The sequence below is a fragment of the Nocardioides zeicaulis genome (assembly GCF_042432345.1).
GTDB lineage: Bacteria > Actinomycetota > Actinomycetes > Propionibacteriales > Nocardioidaceae > Nocardioides > Nocardioides zeicaulis.
The window spans coordinates 117,804-135,838 of the sequence record NZ_JBHLXH010000001.1; the positions used below are offsets into that span (position 1 = coordinate 117,804).

Consider the following 18,035-nt stretch of genomic DNA (forward strand, 5'->3'; position numbering starts at 1 on the left):
CGACGCCACTGCCCCCGGGGACGCGCCGACGACCACTGCGAGCGGACTGGTGCTGCCGGCGCCCCGCGGCCGCGACGACTACTCGACCTCGGACCCCCCGCGCTTCCACGTGCTCGCCGCCGACGGGCAGCTCGACCTCGCGCCGTGGACGATCTGCTACGCCTCCGGCTGCGCGGACGGCGGGCCGTCGGACACCCCGCCGCCGGTCGGCGCCCCGCCGGAGCTCACCCTCGGCTTCGACCTGCCGGGCTGGACGTTCCAGGCGACGTTCCGCGAGCACGGGACCCGCGCCGGGTGCGGCCGCCAGGTGACGGTGCCCGTCGAGGCCACCGGCGAGCGGACCTTCCGCGTCCTGCCGGCGGGGCCGTCCGGCGACTGGGACGTCGACCTGTTCGGACGCGGGCCGACGGGCGGCGACGCGGTGACCACGGTGCGGTGGCGCACGCCGGTCGAGGGTGCCTACCCCGACGCCGCGACCGGCCAGGCGTCCGTGCTGGCCGACGACGACGGCGAGCTCGACTCGTACGGTCTCGAGCTGTTCGTGTCCGACCTCGACCGCGACCACCCGGAGGCGCGCGCCGAGGTGGTCGTCACGTCTGCCTCCGGCCGGTCGGTCACGCTGCCCCTCGGAGCCCCGGACGAGTGCCACTCCGAGGGCTTCCTGTCCTTCCGCGCGCCCGCCGCCCTCGGACGCAGGGCGACCGTCTTGGGCGAGGGACCGTTCGCGTACGAGGTGCGGCTGGTGCTGGCCGGCACCACGTACACCGGTCGGGGCACGTGGCCCGACGACACCACGGAGGAGATCACGCCGGCCGTCCCGCTGACGTGGACGCCGGCGCTCCCGGTCTACCGCGGCTGATCAGGCGCGGTGCACGACCCGGAACGACTCGACGACCTCGCCCCCGGCGATGACGACGTCGGTGACCTCGAGCAGGGCCCGGGGCACCCCGGAGCCGTCGCACAGGATGGACAGCGTGCCGGCGCGGGGCAGGTCGCCGTCGTAGTCGGCCTCGTCGGCGGTCGTGCTGCCTCCGTCCTCGGCCAGCACCTGCTCGACGAAGGCGTCGGACTCGGACGCGTCGCCCCACGCCCACGCGGGCGGCGGCACGGACTCGAGGGCCGTGGGACCGAAGTACGTCGGCGCCGCGTTGAGCTTGGCGCGCACCCGGGCGACGTCCCAGAACGTGCGCAGCTCCTCGTGGTCGAAGTCGACCTCGCCGAGGTCGACGTGGTCGGGGCCGGCCGTGGAGTCGCTCATGCCGCGAGCCTAGTCGTCAGGCGACCGACGCCACGTGCGCGGCGAAGGCGCGCGCTGCTTCCATCGACCCGGGCCGCGGCTCGGCGTGGGGGTCGAACCCGCAGTCGCGGTCGGCCAGCACCTGCTGGAGCAGCGGCCGCCAGCGCGGCTCCCCGTGCACCATCGACCACCGCAGGGCGTCGCGCTTGCTCGCCACCTCGCCGGTGCGCACCGTGTAGAGGCTCCGGGCAGCCTGCACGACGAGGTAGCGCTGGCACCACGCGATGCGCGGGGGGCACCACGCCAGCACGTCGTCGGTGATCGTGGCCAGGCTCGCACGGGCGTGCTCGCGCAGCACCTCGGCCGGCACCGGGTCCATCAGCTCGGCCGGGCACGGGCCGACGAGCGTGATGCCGTGCTCGCGCAGGATCCACCGGGTCCACGGCTGGTTGCAGTGCTCGGACCACTCCGGGGTGTCGGACCCGTGGTCGACGAAGAGCCACTCCCGGCCGAGGCCCGCGGTGGTGCGCAGGTCGGCCGCCACGGCGTACGAGCCCTCGAGGTGACGGTTCCAGTGGCCGTCGCGGCGGGGCAGGTCGTGGTGCAGCGCGCGCAGCGCGGCCTCCTGCTCCGCGTCGGGGCGCTCCCGCACGACCACGACGAAGTCGCAGTCGCTGTGCAGGTCGCCCGCGCCGAGCGCGAAGGAGCCTTGGAGGTACGCGCCGACGAACGCGTCACCCAGAGCCGCCTGCGCGCCCCGGACGAGGTCGTGCAGGACGCCGTTGAGCTCGGCGTAACGCGTGGGGTGGGGGTTGAGCACGCTGGGAGTGTGCGCTCGGCGGCCCCCCGGCCGCCACGGGTTATCGGGGCGTCCTCAGACGCCCGCCGGCGGTCTCCCCGGATGTCCGGGGATCTCGGGACGGCGCCGAGCGCCGGCGAGGTCAGACGTTGAAGCCGAGGGCCCGCAGCTGCTCGCGGCCGTCCTCGGTGATCTTGTCCGGACCCCACGGCGGCATCCAGACCCAGTTGATCGCGACGTCGCCGACGAGGCCCTCGAGGGCCGACTCGGTCTGGTCGGTGATCACGTCGGTGAGCGGGCAGGCCGCCGAGGTGAGCGTCATGTCGAGGACGGCGTTGCTGTGCTCGTCGAGGTGCACGCCGTAGACCAGGCCGAGGTCGACGACGTTGATGCCGAGCTCGGGGTCGACGACGTCCTTCATCGCCTCGGTGACGTCCTCCACCGTCACGGTGGCCGTGCCGCCACCGGATGCCTGGGGCACCTCGGGCAGGTCGGAGTGGTCGGGCTGCGTGGACTCGCTCATGCGGTCCCTCCTTCGGTCCGGGCCTGGCTGGTCGCGTCCTTCCACGCCATCCAGGAGAGCAGTGCGCACTTCACGCGCGCGGGGAACTTGGCGACGCCGGCGAAGGCGATCCCGTCCTCCAGGACGTCCTCGTCGGGCTCGACCTGCCCCTTGCCCTGCATGAGCTCGAGGAAGGTCTGGTGGATCGACATCGCCTCGTCGACCGGCTTGCCGATCACCAGGTCGGTGAGCACGGAGGCCGACGCCTGCGAGATCGAGCAGCCGACGCTGTCGTAGGACACGTCCTCCACCACCCCGTCGGCGAGGTGCACGCGCAGCGTGATCTCGTCGCCGCAGGTCGGGTTGACGTGGTGCACCTCGGACTCGAACGGGTCGCGCAGGCCCTTGTGGTGCGGGTTCTTGTAGTGGTCCAGGATGATCTCCTGGTACAGGCTGTCGAGGTCGGTGCTCATCTCAGTCCACCTTGAAGTACGTCCGGGTCGCGTGCAGCGACTCCACCAGCGCGTCGATCTCCGCCGGCGTCGTGTAGAGGTAGGACGACATCCGCGTCGAGCTCTGCACGCCGTAGCGCGCGTGGGCCGGCTTCGCGCAGTGGTGCCCGGCCCGCACGGCCACGCCGCGGGAGTCCAGCACCTGGGCGATGTCGTGCGGGTGCACGCCCTCGAGCTCGAACGAGATCGCCCCGCCGCGCTGGGTCGCGTCGAGCGGCCCCAGCACCGTCAGCCCGGGCACGGACTGCAGTCCCTCCAGGGCGTACGCCGTGATGGTCTGCTCGTGCCGGTGGATCGCGTCGAGCCCGATGTGGCCGAGGTAGTCGACGGCCGCGCCCAGCCCGATCGCCTCGACGATCGGCGGCGTGCCGGCCTCGAAGCGGTGGGGCGAGCGGGCGTAGGTCGAGCGGGCCATGGTGACCGTCTCGATCATCTCGCCACCGCCGTGGAAGGGCGGGAGCGCGTTGAGCAGCTCCTCGCGTCCCCACAGCACGCCGATGCCGGTCGGGCCGCACACCTTGTGGCCGGTGAAGACCAGGAAGTCGCAGTCAACCTCCTGCACGTCGACGGGCAGCTGCGGCGCCGCCTGCGAGGCGTCGACGACCGACACGGCTCCCGCCGCGCGAGCCCGCGCCACCAGGTCGGCGACGGGGTTGATCGTGCCCAGCATGTTGGAGACCCACGTGAAGGCCACGACCTTGGTGTGCTCGTCGACGAGCTGGTCGGCGTTGCTCATGTCGAGCCGGCCGTCGTCGGTCAGCCCGAACCAGCGCAGCTCGGCGCCCGAGCGCTCGCACGCCAGCTGCCACGACACGATGTTGGAGTGGTGCTCCATCTCGGTGATGACGACGTTGTCACCCGGGCCGAGCTCGATCGTGCGGGCCAGCAGGTTGAGCGCCTCGGTGGCGTTCTTGGTGAAGACCACCTCGTCGCGCGAGGGCGCGTTGAGGAAGGCCGCCACCTTGTCGCGGGCACCCTCGTAGGCCTCGGTCGACTCCGCGCCGAGCTGGTGCATGGCGCGCGCGATGTTGGCGTTGTGCCGCTCGAGGTGGTCGACCATCGTGTCGATGACGACCTGCGGCTTCTGCGAGGTGTTCGCGCTGTCGAGGTAGACCAGCGGCTGCCCGCCCGCGAGCGTGCGCTCGAGGATCGGGAAGTCCTTGCGGATCACGTCGAGATCCGGGAGCAGTCCTTCCATGGTCAGTCCTTTCCAGTCAGCCGTCGGTGGTCGAGGTGCGAGCGCAGAGAGCCGCGAGACCTCAGGCGTTGGCCTTGAGGAAGCGGTCGTAGCCCTCGGCCTCGAGCTGCTCGGCGAGCTCCCTGCCACCGGACTCGGCGACCTTGCCGTCGACGAAGACGTGGACGTGGTCGGGCTCGATGTAGCGCAGGATGCGGGTGTAGTGGGTGATCAGCAGGACACCCTTGCCCTCCTGCTGCCGGAAGCGGTTGACGCCCTCGGAGACGATCTTGAGCGCGTCGATGTCCAGGCCGGAGTCGGTCTCGTCGAGGATCGCGACCTTGGGGTCGAGCAGCTCGAGCTGGGCGATCTCGTGGCGCTTCTTCTCGCCGCCGGAGAAGCCCTCGTTGACCGAGCGCTGCGAGAAGGTGGAGTCGAGGTTGAGCCGCTCGAGCGCGCCGTTGACGTCCTTGACCCAGGTGCGGAGCTTGGGGGCCTCGCCGTCGATCGCGGTCTTGGCCGTGCGCAGGAAGTTCGCCACGGACACGCCGGGGACCTCGACGGGGTACTGCATGGCGAGGAACAGGCCGGCGCGGGCACGCTCGTCGACCGACATCGCGAGGACGTCCTGGCCGTCGAGGGTCACCGAGCCGCCGGTGACGGTGTACTTCGGGTGACCGGCGATGGAGTACGCCAGGGTCGACTTGCCGGAGCCGTTGGGACCCATGATCGCGTGGGTCTCGTTGTCGTCGATGGTGAGGGTGACGCCCTTGAGGATCTCCTTGGGGCCGTCCTCGGTGTCGACGGTGACGTGGAGGTCGGTGATGACGAGCTTGCTCATGCGGGGGTGACTCCGTTCAGGGTGGTCTCGGTGTCGACGTAGACGACGCCGTCGCGTACGTCGACCGGGAAGGTGGCGACCGGCTCGGTCGCCGGGAGGTTGGTGGGCTTGCCGGTGCGCAGGTCGAACATCGAGCCGTGCAGCCAGCACTCGATCTGGCAGTCGGCCACCTCGCCCTCGCTGAGGGCGACCTCGGCGTGGCTGCAGGTGTTCTCGACGGCGAAGACCTCGTCGCCGTCGCGCGCGACCGCGAGGTCGTAGCGGCCGAGGGTGACCGCCAGCGCCTGGTCGGCGGGCACCTCGTCGAGGGCGCAGGCGCGCTCGAAGCTCACGGTGCGAGCTCCTTGAGCACGTTCTTGGCGAGCTCGGCCTCGACCGTCGTGGTCAGCCGCTCCTCGATCGAGGGCACGCCGACCTTGCGGATGAGGTCGTTGAAGAACCCGCGCACGACGAGGCGCTGGGCCTCGGCCTCGGAGACGCCGCGCGCCTGCAGGTAGAACAGCTGCTCGTCGTCGAAGCGCGCGGTGGTCGAGGCGTGGCCGGCGCCCTCGATCTCGCCGGTCTCGATCTCGAGGTTCGGCACCGAGTCGGCGCGGCAGCCGTCGGTCAGGACGAGGTTGCGGTTCTCCTCGTAGGTCTCGATGCCCTCGGCGACCTTGCGGATCAGGACGTTGCCGATCCACACCGTGTGCGCGCCCTCGCCCTGCAGCGCGCCCTTGTAGACGACGTTGCTGCGGGTGTGGGGCGCGTTGTGGTCGGCGAAGAGCCGGTGCTCGATGTGCTGGCCCGCGTCGGCGAAGTAGAGGCCGAGCAGCTCCGCCGACCCGCCGGGGCCGTCGTAGGTGACGTTGGCGTCCATGCGGACCACGTCACCGCCGAAGGAGATCGCGGCGTGCTTGTAGGAGGCGTCGCGACCCACGAGCGCCTGGTGGTGGGCCAGGTGCACGGCGTCGTCGTCCCAGTCCTGGATCGAGACGACCGTGACGTCGGCGCCGTCACCGACCACGATCTCGACGACCGCGGCGACGGCCGCGCTGCCGGTGTGGTTGACCACCACGACGGCCTTGCTGTGCGCGCCGAAGCGGAACACCAGGTGGCCACCGGCGGTCTCCTCGACCCCGAGGCCGGCCACGTCGAGGACCAGCGGCTCGGAGACCTCGGTGTCGGCGGGCACGTCGACCAGGACGGTGGCCGGCACCTCCGCCAGCACGCGCGCCGCGAACCGGGTGTTGGGCACCAGGCCGCTCACGCCGCGCAGGGCACGGGCCTCGTCGCCGGTGACGACGGACACCGAGACGCCGGAGGGCTCGTTCCAGCTGAGCTTCGACGTGCGGCCCCCGAGGTCGGCGTCGGCGTGCAGGCCGTGGAGCCGCTTGAGGGGCGAGAAGCGCCAGATCTCCTCGCGCCCGGTGGGCACGGGGTGGTCGGCGACGTCGAAGGAGCCCACCGGGTTGAGGTGGCTCTCGATCTTGTCCTGCTCCAGCGCGGAGCGGACGGAGTCGGTGACGGTCAAGGTTCTTCTTTCTACGGTCGTACGTCGGTGGGGCGGGGCGACGGCGGTCAGCCGACCGCGCCCTCCATCTGCAGCTCGATCAGGCGGTTGAGCTCGAGGGCGTACTCCATCGGCAGCTCCTTGGCGATCGGCTCGACGAAGCCACGCACGATCATCGCCATCGCCTCGTCCTCCTCCATGCCGCGCGACATGAGGTAGAAGAGCTGGTCGTCGGAGACCTTCGAGACGCTCGCCTCGTGGCCCATCGACACGTCGTCCTCGCGGATGTCGACGTAGGGGTAGGTGTCGGAGCGGCTGATCTGGTCGACGAGCAGCGCGTCGCACAGCACGTTGGACTTCGAGCCGTGGGCGCCCTCGTTGACCTGGATCAGGCCACGGTAGGAGGTGCGGCCGCCACCGCGGGCCACCGACTTGCTGAGGATGGAGGAGGAGGTGTGCGGAGCGGCGTGCACCATCTTGGCGCCGGCGTCCTGGTGCTGGCCCTCGCCCGCGAAGGCGATCGACAGGGTCTCGCCCTTGGCGTGCTCGCCCATCAGGTAGACGGCGGGGTACTTCATCGTCACCTTGGAGCCGATGTTGCCGTCGACCCACTCCATCGTGGCGCCGGCCTCGCAGGTGGCGCGCTTGGTGACCAGGTTGTACACGTTGTTCGACCAGTTCTGGATGGTCGTGTAGCGCACCCGGGCGCCCTTCTTGACCACGATCTCCACGACGGCCGAGTGCAGCGAGTCGGAGGAGTAGATCGGCGCCGTGCAGCCCTCGACGTAGTGCACGTAGGAGTCCTCGTCGGCGATGATCAGCGTCCGCTCGAACTGGCCCATGTTCTCGGTGTTGATCCGGAAGTAGGCCTGGAGCGGGATGTCGACGTGGACGCCCTTGGGCACGTAGATGAACGAGCCGCCCGACCACACCGAGGTGTTGAGCGCGGCGAACTTGTTGTCACCGACCGGGATGACGGTGCCGAAGTACTCCCGGAAGAGGTCCTCGTGCTCCTTCAGCGCGGTGTCGGTGTCGACGAAGATGACGCCCTTCTCCTCGAGGTCCTCGCGGATCGAGTGGTAGACGACCTCGGACTCGTACTGGGCGGCGACGCCGGCGACGAGGCGCTGCTTCTCCGCCTCGGGGATGCCGAGCTTGTCGTAGGTGTTCTTGATGTCCTCGGGGAGCTCCTCCCACGAGGTGGCCTGCTTCTCGCTCGACCGCACGAAGTACTTGATGTTGTCGAAGTCGATCGTGGACAGGTCGGAGCCCCACGTGGGCATGGGCTTGCGGTGGAAGAGCTTGAGGCCCTTCAGGCGCAGGTCGAGCATCCACTGCGGCTCGGACTTCTTGGAGGAGATGTCGCGCACGACGTCCTCGTTGAGGCCGCGGGTCGCGGCCGCACCGGCGTCGTCGCTGTCGGCCCAGCCGAACTCGTACTTGCCGATGCCCTTGAGCTCCGGGTTGAGCCGCTCGATCTCTGTCGAGCCGTCCGTGTCAGCGATGGAGGTCATGCCTTCTCCTTCTTCGGGGTCTGGGGGATGCAGGTGGTGCAGACGCCGTCGCCGTGGGCGATGGTCGCGAGCCGCTGGACGTGGGTGCCGAGGACCGCGCCGATGGCCTCGGTCTCGGCCTTGCACAGCTGGGGGAACTCGTGGGCGACGTGGGCGACCGGGCAGTGCTGCTGGCACAGCTGCTCCCCCACGCTGATGCCGTTGACCGGGGCGAGGTCGCGCACCGAGGCGGCGTAGCCGTTCTGGCTGAACACCCGGGCGAGCGCCTCGGCGGGCGACAGGTCGGGGTCGGCGGCGACGACGGCGGCGTAGTCGCGCTCCACGAACGCCACCCGGCGGCGGGCGAACTCGAGCACGCCCTCCTCGCCCTGCGACTCGGCGAGGAACCGCAGCGCCTGCACGGCGAGGTCGTCGTACTGGGCCTCGAAGCTGTCGCGGCCGGCCTCGGTGAGGGCGAAGACCTTCGCGGGGCGGCCGCGGCCCCGGGCGCCGTAGACCTTCTGGTCGCGCGCCTCCACGACGCCGTCCTCGGTGAGCTGGTCGAGGTGGCGGCGCACGGCGGCGGGCGTCAGGTCGAGCCGTGCCGCGAGGGCTGCTGCGGTCGAGGGCCCGTTCTCCAGGATCGTGCGGGCCACGCGGTCGCGCGTGGGCGCGTCCCCCTCGGGGTGCGCCGCCGTCCTGGTGAATTCCACAACGACAGTGTGACGTTATTGCGGGGGGTCCTTCAAGGAAGGGTCGCCTAAGTCACCGGCACCCCGCACGCGACCCCACTTCTGGGGAAGTCGTCCGCACCGTCGCGACGCACGGCACGACGGTAGTTGGCTGGGCCAGGGACGTGGACGACCCGCCCACGTCCCGTCCAGGACGGATCCGGTGAGGATCCAGGAGGGAGACGGGGAGATGAGGAGAACAGGACCCGCACTCGGGGCCGTGGCGGCCGCCGCGGCGCTGGGGGGCCTGGTGCTCACGGCGCCCACCGCCAGCGGCGTCGGGGCGGTGGCCAGCGCCCGTGCGGCACCGGTGACCGTGCTCGCGCTCGAGCTCGACGAGCCCGCGGGAGCCACGACCGCGGCGGACTCGTCGGGGATGGGCCACGACGGCGCCATCGGCAGCCACGTCCGGATGAACGGCTCGTACGCCGACTGGGACCGGCACCCGCCGGACGCCGGCATCTACTACGGTGCCGCGCACCTGATCATGGTCCCGGACGCGGCCGACGGCTCGCTCGACCCGGGCAGCGGCAACTTCTCGGTCGAGATCCGCTACCGGACCACCGACAAGTTCGGCAACGTGATCCAGAAGGGACAGGCCAAGGACGCGGGCGGCCAGGTGAAGTTCCAGCAGCCCAAGGGCGTGATCAGCTGCATGTTCAAGTCACCGAGCGGACAGGCGGCGATCGGCTCCAAGACGCCGCTGAACGACGGCCAGTGGCACGTCGTGCGGTGCGACCGGACCTCGAGCGACGTGACCATGTACGTCGACGGCGTCCTGCGCAACCGGATCCGCAAGCCCACCGGCACCATCGACAACAAGAAGCCGTGGACGCTCGGCGGCAAGTTCGACTGCGACACCAGTGACCCGACGGTCGGTGCCGACAGCTGCGACTACTTCCCCGGCGACATCGACTACGTCCACATCACCAAGGGGTGAGCGCGCGGCCCCGGAGGCGGGGACCGCGCGTGGGTCGTGGGTGGCCCGCGCCTAGACTTCGCTCGTGCCACCCGCGTCCCCTGCCGTCGAGATCGACGGCCTGGTGATGGCCTACGGCGACAAGGTCGCCGTCGACGGGCTGAGCCTCACCGTCGAGCGCGGCTCGGTCACCGCCGTCCTCGGCCCCAACGGCGCCGGCAAGACCACCACCCTCGAGACCTGCGAGGGCTACCGCGCCCCCCAGCAGGGCACCGTCCGGGTGCTCGGGCTCGACCCCCAGCGCGACCGGGCCGACCTGCTCCCCCGCATCGGCGTGATGCTCCAGGCGGGCGGCGCCTGGAGCGGCGTGCGCGCCCGGGAGATGCTCGACCACGTGGCCTCGCTCCACGCCCGCCCCCTCGACACCCAGCTGCTCAGCGACCGGCTGGGCCTGGCCGACTGCGGGCGCACCCCCTACCGCCGCCTGTCCGGCGGCCAGCAGCAGCGGCTCGGCCTGGCGATCGCGCTGGTCGGGCGTCCCGAGCTGGTCTTCGTCGACGAGCCCACCGCCGGCATGGACCCGCAGGCGCGCCGCACGACGTGGGAGCTGCTGGAGGAGGTCCGCGCCGACGGCGTGACCGTCGTGCTGACCACCCACCACATGGACGAGGCCGAGCGGCTCGCCGACCGGATCCACATCATCGACCGGGGCCGGGTGATCGCGACGGGCACGCCCGCCGAGCTGACCCGCGGTGGCCGCTCGGCCACGATCCGCCTCGTGGTCAACCGCCCGTTCCCCGAGGGCGCGCCCGAGTCGCTGCGGGCCGAGCTCGGCCCCGACACCGAGGTGCGCCAGCTCGACGAGGTCAGCATGCTCATCCACGGGCCGGCCGACTCGACCACCCTCGGCCTCGTCTCGCGGTGGTGCGAGGACCACGACGTGCTGCCCGAGTCGCTCCACCTCGGCCAGCGCACCCTCGAGGACGTCTTCCTCGACCTGACCGGACGGGAGCTCGCCCCGTGAGCACCTTCACCCCGGCGCCCGGTGGCGCACCCCTCGCCCGGATGGTGCGCGCCCAGGCGCGCATGGAGACGCGGCTGATGCTCCGCAACGGCGAGCAGCTCCTGCTGGCCGTCGTGATCCCGGTCATCGTGCTGGTCGCCGGCGTCGCCGGGGCCGGCCGCATCGGGATCGACCTCGAGGGCCACCGCCCGGTCGACGTGCTGACCCCGGGCGTGCTGGCGCTCGCGGTGATGTCCACGGCGTTCACCTCGGTGGCGATCGCGACCGGCTTCGAGCGCCGCTACGGCGTCATCAAGCTGCTGGGCTCCTCCCCCCTCCCCCGCCACGGACTGCTCCTGGGCAAGGTCCTGGCGCTGCTCAACGTCGTCGCCCTCCAGCTGGTGGTCGTGGTCGTCGTGGGGCTGGCCCTCGGCTGGCGCCCGTCGCTCTCGCACCCGCCGACGTCGTTGCTGGCCCTGGTCCTGGCGGTCGCGCTCGGCACCGCCGCGTTCGCCGCGCTGGGCCTGTTCGTGGCGGGCGTGCTGCGCGCCGAGGCCACCCTGGCGCTGGCCAACCTGGTGTACCTCCTCCTCATGGCCGGTGGCGGCGTCGTGCTGCCGACCAGCTCCTACGGCGCGGCGTCGTCGGTGATCGCCTGGCTGCCGTCGTCGGCCCTGGGCGAGGCCGTCCGGGCGGCCCTGCTCGACGCGCACGTCGACGTACGCTCGTTGCTGGTGCTCGCGGCCTGGACGGCCGTCGGCACCGCGCTCACAGCCCGGACCTTCAGGTGGGAATGATGTCTGCCCTGCTCGACCGGCTCTCCCGGTACCTCTGGCCCCTCGCCGTCGCCAACCTCGTCGCCAACATCGGCATCGTCGTCACCGGCGGCGCCGTCCGGCTGACCGGGTCGGGCCTCGGCTGCCCGACGTGGCCACGCTGCACCGACGGCTCCTACGTGCCGCACTCCGAGCTCGGGGTGCACGGCGCCGTCGAGTTCGGCAACCGGATGCTCACCTTCGCGCTGACCGCGGTCGCGGTCGCCTGCTTCCTGGCGGCCCTGGGGGCACGCCACCGGCGCGCGACCCGGCTGTCCTTCGTGGTCGGCCTCGGCATCCCGCTCCAGGCCGTGATCGGCGGCATCACCGTGCTGACGGACCTCAACCCGTGGATCGTCTCGGGCCACTTCCTGCTGTCGATGGCCATGGTGATGGTGTGCGTCGCGCTGCTCGACGAGCTCCGCAGCCCCGAGCGCGGCACCGCACCGCCCCTGCCGCGGGCGCTGGCCTGGGCGAGCCTGGCGGTCGGCTGGGTGGTCCTCTACCTCGGCACCGTCGTCACGGGCGCCGGACCGCACGCCGGCGACACCGACTCACCGCGCAACGGCCTGGACCCCGCGACCGTCTCGCACCTGCACGCGTACACCGTCTACGCGCTCGTCGCCCTCACCGTGTCGCTCCTGGTCGTCGCCCTGCGCGGTGGCCACCACTGGCTCGCGACGGTGACCGGCCTGGTGCTGCTCGTCGAGGTCCTGCAGGGCGCGCTCGGGTGGCTGCAGTACGCCCTGGACCTCCCGGTGCTCCTGGTCGCGCTGCACATGCTCGGCGCCGGCCTGCTCGCCGCCGGGCTGGCTCGCACGGCCCTGGCGGTGCTGCCGCACCGCGCTGCCGCCGAGGCGCGGCCCGACGGTGAGCCGCAGCCGCAGGCGGCCACCCGGCTCCACTAGGCCGCACCACCCGGCCGGGTCCCCCGGGAGGCGCGAACGGGCCAGATCGGCGCGATGACGGTGCAGCCGCACCGCCGCGCACCCACAATCCCCGCATGAACACATCGCACACGTCTGATCCACGTGACGGTAACGTCATGACCGTCCGTCCGACGTGGCGCGAGAACCGGACGCTGGCGGCCGTGCTCGCCGCTGCGGTCATCGGAGCCTCCGGCATCGCGGTCGTGACCGCGGTCCTGCCGCAGGTCGACCTCGGGCCGGCGTGCGGGCGCGGGGCCGAGATGGTCGTCGTCGACGGCGCCACGGCGTGCACCCACGCCGACGTGCCACCGCCCGGCGTCGACATCGACGAGCCCGTCTCCACCGCCGAGCTGCACGCGCGCGAGGGCGTGGGCGCCAACGCGGTGGCGGTCGCCGAGGAGCTGGGCGTCGTCGCGACCCCGGCGGTCGCGGTCTCCTCCCCCGACGTCAGCTGCGACGGCGACGGCCAGTCGGGCTACCGCACCCAGGCGATGTACGTCGTCGAGGCCGGGGCGGCCAACCGCTACGACCAGGTCAAGGGCGACATCCAGACCTGGGCGGCCGGCGTCGACGACGTCTTCAACCGCTCCGCGGCGCTGACCGGTGGCGTGCGCCACGTGCGCTACGTGACCGAGCCCGCGGGCGCGGGGTGCGTGGCCAAGGTCCTCAACGTGACGGTCCCGTCCGGGTCGATGGTGAGCTTCAACGCGACGATGAACGCGGTGCGCGCCCTCGGCTTCGACCGCCCGGAGCGCAAGTACCTCATGTGGACCGACACCTTCGGCAAGGGCATCTGCGGCATCGCGCTGCGCTACACCTCCGACGTCGACAGCCAGGGCAACCCCAACAACGGCTCCTACCCGCAGTACGCCCGCGTGGACTCCCCGTGCTGGGGCCACGGCGACGGCACCAACGAGAGCTCCATCGAGGCCCACGAGCTGATGCACACCCTGGGCGGCGTCTCTCCTGCCGCCCCGCACGGCACGTCCCAGAGCCACTGCTACGACGAGTCCGACACCATGTGCTACGCCGACGGCGGCGGCAAGGTGATGCAGCAGGTCTGCGACCGCTCGCGTGAGTACCTCCTCGACTGCAACTTCGACGACTACTACTCCACGTTCCCCGACCCCGGCTCCTGGCTCGACACGCACTGGAACTCCGCGGACTCGCGCTTCCTGATCGGCGGGGGCGACAACGCCCAGCCCGGCCGCCCGACCGTCCTCGGGGCCGTGCTCGGCGTCAACAACCCGGCCGTGCCCGGGCTGGCCACGCAGGCGAGCGTCACTCCCGCCCTGCCCGACGGGCGGACCCTGACGTCGGTGGCGTGGCGCGCGGCCCGCTCCGACTGCTCGTTCAGCGACCCCACCGCGGTGCAGACCGACGTCACCTGCAACGCGAACAACGCGGCGGGGACCTCGATCACCGTCACGCTGACCGACAGCTCGGGTGCGACCAAGGTCGTCACCAGCCCGCTGACCTTCTCGAGCGCAGCCCGGACCGTGGGCGTGCGGTCCGTCGTCGCCGGCCAGCCCGCCACGACGAGCCCCACGGCGTCGGCCTGCACCTCCGCGCCCACCCCGGTCCAGGCGTACTTCTACGACGTCGCCACCGACCAGCCGGTGAAGGGCCTGCCCGCCACGATCACCCGCACGACCGGCACGCTGCGCACGCTCCTGGCCGCGACGAGCGACACGACGGGCTACGCCACGGCGAGCGCGACGATGTCGACGGCCACCACCTTCTCGACGACCAACAAGGCGCTGCCCGCGTGGCCGGCCGCGGCACCGTCCACCCAGGCCGTGGCCGTCGCCAAGTGCGCCGTCCAGCTGACGGCCGACCTCGACGCGACCACCCGGTGGTACGGCCAGACGGTCACGGTGACCGGCACGGCCACCCGGGTCGTGGGCGGAGCTCCCCTGGGGGTGGCGGGGCTGTCCGTGCCCGTCACGCTCACCAGCACGTCCGTCGTCAGCGGCCGCACCACCACGACCACCACCTCGCTCGGGACGGCCAGGACGGCCGCCGACGGCTCCTTCTCGCTCGTCGCCACGCCGACGAGGTCAGGCGTCGTGAAGGCCTCGGTGCCGGCGAGCGTGTCCTACGAGCCGAGCGTCGTCGAGGCCGGGATCGTCACGGTCCGGGTGCCGACCTCCACGCTGAGCGCCGCCGTCGACAAGACGTCGGTGGGCTACGGCCAGACCGTCACCGTCACGGGCCGGCTGCTCACCGACACCGGGTCGCCGACCCCCGTCGCGGCCGCCACCGTGTCGGTCAAGGTCACCGCCCCCGGCAAGGCGCCCGTCGTCGTCGCGAGCGGCCGGACCGCTGCCGACGGGACCTTCCGCGTGCCCGTCCTGCTCCGGACGTCGGGCGACCTCACGGTGTCGTACGCCGGCTCGGCCGGCGTCCCGGCGGCCACCGTGGCGGTGGCACCGGTCACCGCCGGGAGCTGGGCGCCCACGGTGACGACGCCGGTCGCCGCACCCACGCTGGCACCGCCGGGCGCGGCTCGCACCCTGACGGGCGTGGTGACCCGGACCTTCAACGGGGCCACGGAGCCGGCCCGCTCGCTGCGGCTCACCGTGTCGGTGCAGCCCGTCGGCGGCCTGGCCACCACGACCACGGTGACCACGACCGCGACCGGCGCGTACACCGTGCGGGTCTCGCCGCGGGTCACGACGACCTACACGGTGCGGGTGCTCGGCGTGGCAGGGCACCTGGACGCCGCTGCTGCCCCCGTCACGGTGCGGGTGGGCTGAGGCGTCGGCCGGGCTGGTCGCCCGGTCCCAGCTTGCGGGCGAAGACCACCGTGCGGCGGGAGTAGTCGTCGGCCTTGCAGGCGACGAGCACGATGCGCGGCGGGCCGGAGACCGAGTAGAGCGCGCCCATCCGGCGGGTGGCCGCCCAGTACTCCCGGCGCACCACCTCGAAGCGGCAGCCGCCGACGCTGACGCGGTCGCCACGGCGCAGCCGGCCCCACCGGTCGGCGACACCGTTGCCGGCGCGCCAGGCGTGACCGGCGTAGACGGTGCTGCCCGAGGGGTCGCAGGGCGGGTCGCCCTGCGACCAGGTGTAGACGGTGCCCCGCACCTGGTCGCCGACGGCGAGGGTGTTGTGGCGGCTCGGCACCGCCACCACCCTCGCGTCGGTGCCGGTGCGAGGGATCCGGAGCCGGTCAGGGGCGGCCTGGGCCGTCCCCTGACCGACCACGGGAGAGGCGAGCAGGATCGCCGCCACCGCGAGTGCGGTGCGTCGCATCAGCGACCGGTGTCGGGAGCGACCTCGGGCGCCTGCGAGCAGGCACGCGCGGAGTAGCGCACCTTCCACACCTGGCGCCCGCGCAGCTCGACGGTCTCGTCGGCCGAGGTGGCGCGGATGGTGATCCGCCGGGAGTGGGCGCGCAGCCAGACGCCCTGGCGCACGACCTTGCCGTTGACGGTGTAGACGACGCCCGACCGCTTGCCGACCTTGAAGAGGTCGCTCGCGCGACCGCACTTGTCGATGGAGCGGGCAGCGGCACGCACGACGCGGACCTGGGCGGGCAGCACCTCGGGCGGGGTGACCACCGGCGGGGTGACCACCGGCGGGACGGGGGTCGGGGTGGGCGTGGGCGTCGGGGTGGGCGTCGGGGTCGGGCAGACCTCGTTGCTGTCGGCCGGCACCGGGTAGGTGACGGAGGTCTGGCCGTTGCTGAAGACGTAGCCCTGCTGGGCGGTCACGGTGACGCTGCCGTCGGGGTTGGGCACGGCGGTCCAGGGACCGGTCGGGACGGTGCCGTAGTGGGCGTTGCCCGGACCGCACTCATCGACGACGGGGATGGTGGGCGCGTCGACCTTGGTGACGTTGCACGCGTCGGAGAACGCGGCGACCGCGATCGCGCCCGAGTTGGTGGCGGTGACGTCGTTGGTCCAGCGGGTCGACAGCGTCAGCGTCAGCGGCGAGCCGGGCTTGGCGGTCACGGTCTCGGTGTAGCTCTTCGCCTCGGCGGGGCCCAGCCAGCTGCCGACGGGCACGACGGCCCGGTTGGAGGCGGTGATCCGCTCGGCGCGCTGCTCGCTGTTGACGACGCGCCAGGTGACCAGCCAGCCGCCCCCGTCACGGCAGGAGACGGCTCCGGTGATCGTGTTGTGGTGCGCGCTCGACGGCGCGGCGAGACCGATGACGGCGAGACCCACGGCGACGGCCAGGGTCACCACCCGCGAGGCGGTCCGGGTGACCGAGCCCCCACGGCTCAGGTCGGTGTGCGGTGCAGGCATGGTGAAACAACCCCCAGGACGAATCGGGGAGACCGAGCGCCTCCCTCACGCCCGATTCAACGGGACGCGCGCGGAAAGGACCCGGCATGGGATCTCAAGCATTCCTCTATTAATTGTCAAGTACCGGACGTTTCCCCCGGATTGCGCTAACGCGCGTATCACCTGACGAGGAGTGGGTCCAGCGCGACCGCGACGAAGAGGAGGGAGAGGTAGAGGTTCGAGGCGTGGAACAGCCGCATCGGGTTGATCTCGGAGAGCACCTCGGAGGAGCGGGTGCGGGCCCACATCCGGTGCGCCTCGAGGAGGAAGACGCCGCCCAGGACCGCCGCGGCGACCGGGTAGAGCAGGCTGGTGCCGGCCACCGGCCACAGCACCAACGACGTCGCGACCATCACCCAGCTGTAGAGCACCACCTGACGCCCGACCTCGGCGGCGGGCCTGACGACCGGCAGCATCGGGACGTCGACGTTGCGGTAGTCCTCGCGGTAGCGCAGGGCCAGCGCCCAGGTGTGCGGCGGCGTCCAGAAGAACACCACCATGAAGAGGACCACCGGGGTCCAGGCGAGCCGGTCGGTCACCGCGGTCCACCCGATCAGCGTGGGGAAGCACCCGGCGATGCCGCCCCAGACGATGTTCTGGGTGGTGCGCCGCTTGAGCAGCATCGTGTAGACGAAGACGTAGAACGCGATCGCGGTCACCGACAGCGTCGCCGACAGGCGGTTGACGCCGAGGTAGAGGACCACCGTCGAGGCGATCCCGAGGACGAACCCGAAGACCAGCGCCGCGGTGGGCGACACGATGTGGCGGGGCAGGGCGCGACGCCGGGTCCGCCGCATCTGCTCGTCGATGTCGCGGTCGTAGACGCAGTTGAATACCGACGCCGAGCCGGCGGACAGGGCCCCGCCGAGGACGGTCCACACCACGGTCGAGAGCTCCGGCACGCCGCGGGCGGCGTAGAACATGACGGGCACCGTGGTGAGCAGCAGCAGCTCGATCACCCGCGGCTTGGTCAAACCGACGTAGGCCGCGACCACGTCGCGCCAGGTCTTCGGACCCGCGGGGACGGCGCCGTCGACAGTGCCGTCGTCGGAGGTCGGCTGCCGGTCGGACGCAGCGGCGTGCGGGCCGGCTTGGGACACGGTGGGGACCTCTGGTGGACGGGGGCGGATGGGACGCGGACGTCAGGGAACCGGAGGGGACACGCCGCGGTCGGGACCAGCGTCCGGCACCACCCTCAGGCGGGGTCGAGTCTACTCGGCCACGGCGATAGGCTCGCAGTCGAGGCCGTCCCGGCAGCTGTGATCCCGGCTGCACCCGGCCGTCCCTGGC

At 72.1% G+C, this 18,035-nt stretch carries 19 protein-coding genes; 6 read left to right on the forward strand and 13 right to left on the reverse strand.

Annotated elements, in window-relative coordinates:
• Positions 1-859: hypothetical protein (locus ACFFJG_RS00630; RefSeq protein ID WP_378516680.1), on the forward strand; the 859-nt coding region annotated here is incomplete at its 5' end.
• On the opposite strand, the gene ACFFJG_RS00635 is transcribed toward ACFFJG_RS00630, so the two are convergent.
• From ACFFJG_RS00635 to ACFFJG_RS00680, 10 genes are all read right to left on the reverse strand, one after another.
• A complete protein-coding gene (locus tag ACFFJG_RS00635; RefSeq protein WP_378516681.1) occupies positions 860-1,258 on the reverse strand; it encodes a hypothetical protein in 399 nt (132 codons plus the stop codon).
• Between the two features lie 16 nt (positions 1,259-1,274).
• Positions 1,275-2,057: an aminoglycoside adenylyltransferase domain-containing protein gene (locus tag ACFFJG_RS00640; RefSeq protein WP_378516682.1), complete on the reverse strand. Its 783-nt coding sequence runs from the start codon at positions 2,055-2,057 to the stop codon at positions 1,275-1,277.
• Positions 2,058-2,178: 121 nt separating this feature from the next.
• Positions 2,179-2,559 carry a metal-sulfur cluster assembly factor gene (locus ACFFJG_RS00645; RefSeq protein ID WP_378516683.1) on the reverse strand — a complete coding sequence of 127 codons (381 nt, stop codon included), beginning with the start codon at positions 2,557-2,559 and terminating at the stop codon, positions 2,179-2,181.
• Entirely contained in the window at positions 2,556-3,011 is a 456-nt protein-coding gene (sufU, locus tag ACFFJG_RS00650) for a Fe-S cluster assembly sulfur transfer protein SufU (RefSeq protein ID WP_378516684.1), read from the reverse strand. Before sufU ends, ACFFJG_RS00645 begins: the two co-directional genes overlap by 4 nt.
• A 1-nt stretch (position 3,012) precedes the next feature.
• Entirely contained in the window at positions 3,013-4,248 is a 1,236-nt protein-coding gene (locus ACFFJG_RS00655) for a cysteine desulfurase (protein WP_378516685.1), read from the reverse strand.
• Positions 4,249-4,309: 61 nt separating this feature from the next.
• Positions 4,310-5,068, reverse strand: coding sequence for a Fe-S cluster assembly ATPase SufC (sufC, locus tag ACFFJG_RS00660; protein WP_378516686.1), 759 nt, complete (start codon positions 5,066-5,068; stop codon positions 4,310-4,312).
• On the reverse strand, positions 5,065-5,400 hold the full coding sequence (locus ACFFJG_RS00665) for a non-heme iron oxygenase ferredoxin subunit (RefSeq protein WP_378516687.1): 336 nt from the start codon (positions 5,398-5,400) through the stop codon (positions 5,065-5,067). The genes sufC and ACFFJG_RS00665 overlap by 4 nt, the downstream gene beginning before the upstream one ends.
• A complete protein-coding gene (gene sufD / locus ACFFJG_RS00670; protein WP_378516688.1) occupies positions 5,397-6,581 on the reverse strand; it encodes a Fe-S cluster assembly protein SufD in 1,185 nt (394 codons plus the stop codon). The genes ACFFJG_RS00665 and sufD overlap by 4 nt, the downstream gene beginning before the upstream one ends.
• A gap of 47 nt (positions 6,582-6,628) precedes the next feature.
• Complete coding sequence (gene sufB / locus ACFFJG_RS00675) at positions 6,629-8,074, reverse strand: Fe-S cluster assembly protein SufB (protein ID WP_378516689.1); 1,446 nt, start codon at positions 8,072-8,074, stop codon at positions 6,629-6,631.
• Positions 8,071-8,766, reverse strand: coding sequence for a helix-turn-helix transcriptional regulator (locus ACFFJG_RS00680; protein ID WP_378516690.1), 696 nt, complete (start codon positions 8,764-8,766; stop codon positions 8,071-8,073). Before ACFFJG_RS00680 ends, sufB begins: the two co-directional genes overlap by 4 nt.
• Before the next feature lie 208 nt (positions 8,767-8,974).
• On the opposite strand from ACFFJG_RS00680, the gene ACFFJG_RS00685 reads away from it, so the two are divergent.
• The 5 genes from ACFFJG_RS00685 to ACFFJG_RS00705 all read left to right on the forward strand — a co-directional run bounded on the left by ACFFJG_RS00685 (position 8,975) and on the right by ACFFJG_RS00705 (position 15,209).
• Positions 8,975-9,724, forward strand: a complete 750-nt coding sequence (locus ACFFJG_RS00685) for a laminin G domain-containing protein (protein ID WP_378516691.1) — start codon at positions 8,975-8,977, stop codon at positions 9,722-9,724.
• 64 nt (positions 9,725-9,788) lie between these two features.
• Positions 9,789-10,727 (forward strand): ABC transporter ATP-binding protein, encoded by a 939-nt coding sequence (locus tag ACFFJG_RS00690; protein ID WP_378516692.1) that lies wholly within the window; start codon positions 9,789-9,791, stop codon positions 10,725-10,727.
• Positions 10,724-11,503, forward strand: a complete 780-nt coding sequence (locus ACFFJG_RS00695; RefSeq protein ID WP_378516693.1) for an ABC transporter permease — start codon at positions 10,724-10,726, stop codon at positions 11,501-11,503. The genes ACFFJG_RS00690 and ACFFJG_RS00695 overlap by 4 nt, the downstream gene beginning before the upstream one ends.
• A complete protein-coding gene (locus ACFFJG_RS00700) occupies positions 11,503-12,429 on the forward strand; it encodes a COX15/CtaA family protein (RefSeq protein ID WP_378516694.1) in 927 nt (308 codons plus the stop codon). Before ACFFJG_RS00695 ends, ACFFJG_RS00700 begins: the two co-directional genes overlap by 1 nt.
• A gap of 137 nt (positions 12,430-12,566) precedes the next feature.
• Complete coding sequence (locus ACFFJG_RS00705; RefSeq protein WP_378516695.1) at positions 12,567-15,209, forward strand: hypothetical protein; 2,643 nt, start codon at positions 12,567-12,569, stop codon at positions 15,207-15,209.
• On the opposite strand, the gene ACFFJG_RS00710 is transcribed toward ACFFJG_RS00705, so the two are convergent.
• From ACFFJG_RS00710 to ACFFJG_RS00720, 3 genes are all read right to left on the reverse strand, one after another.
• Entirely contained in the window at positions 15,190-15,708 is a 519-nt protein-coding gene (locus tag ACFFJG_RS00710) for a class F sortase (protein ID WP_378516696.1), read from the reverse strand. The two genes, ACFFJG_RS00705 and ACFFJG_RS00710, sit on opposite strands and share 20 nt — an antisense overlap.
• On the reverse strand, positions 15,708-16,706 hold the full coding sequence (locus ACFFJG_RS00715) for a hypothetical protein (RefSeq protein WP_378516697.1): 999 nt from the start codon (positions 16,704-16,706) through the stop codon (positions 15,708-15,710). Before ACFFJG_RS00715 ends, ACFFJG_RS00710 begins: the two co-directional genes overlap by 1 nt.
• 158 nt (positions 16,707-16,864) lie before the next feature.
• On the reverse strand, positions 16,865-17,845 hold the full coding sequence (locus ACFFJG_RS00720) for a heme o synthase (RefSeq protein ID WP_378516698.1): 981 nt from the start codon (positions 17,843-17,845) through the stop codon (positions 16,865-16,867).
• Between the last annotated feature and the right edge of the window lie 190 nt (positions 17,846-18,035).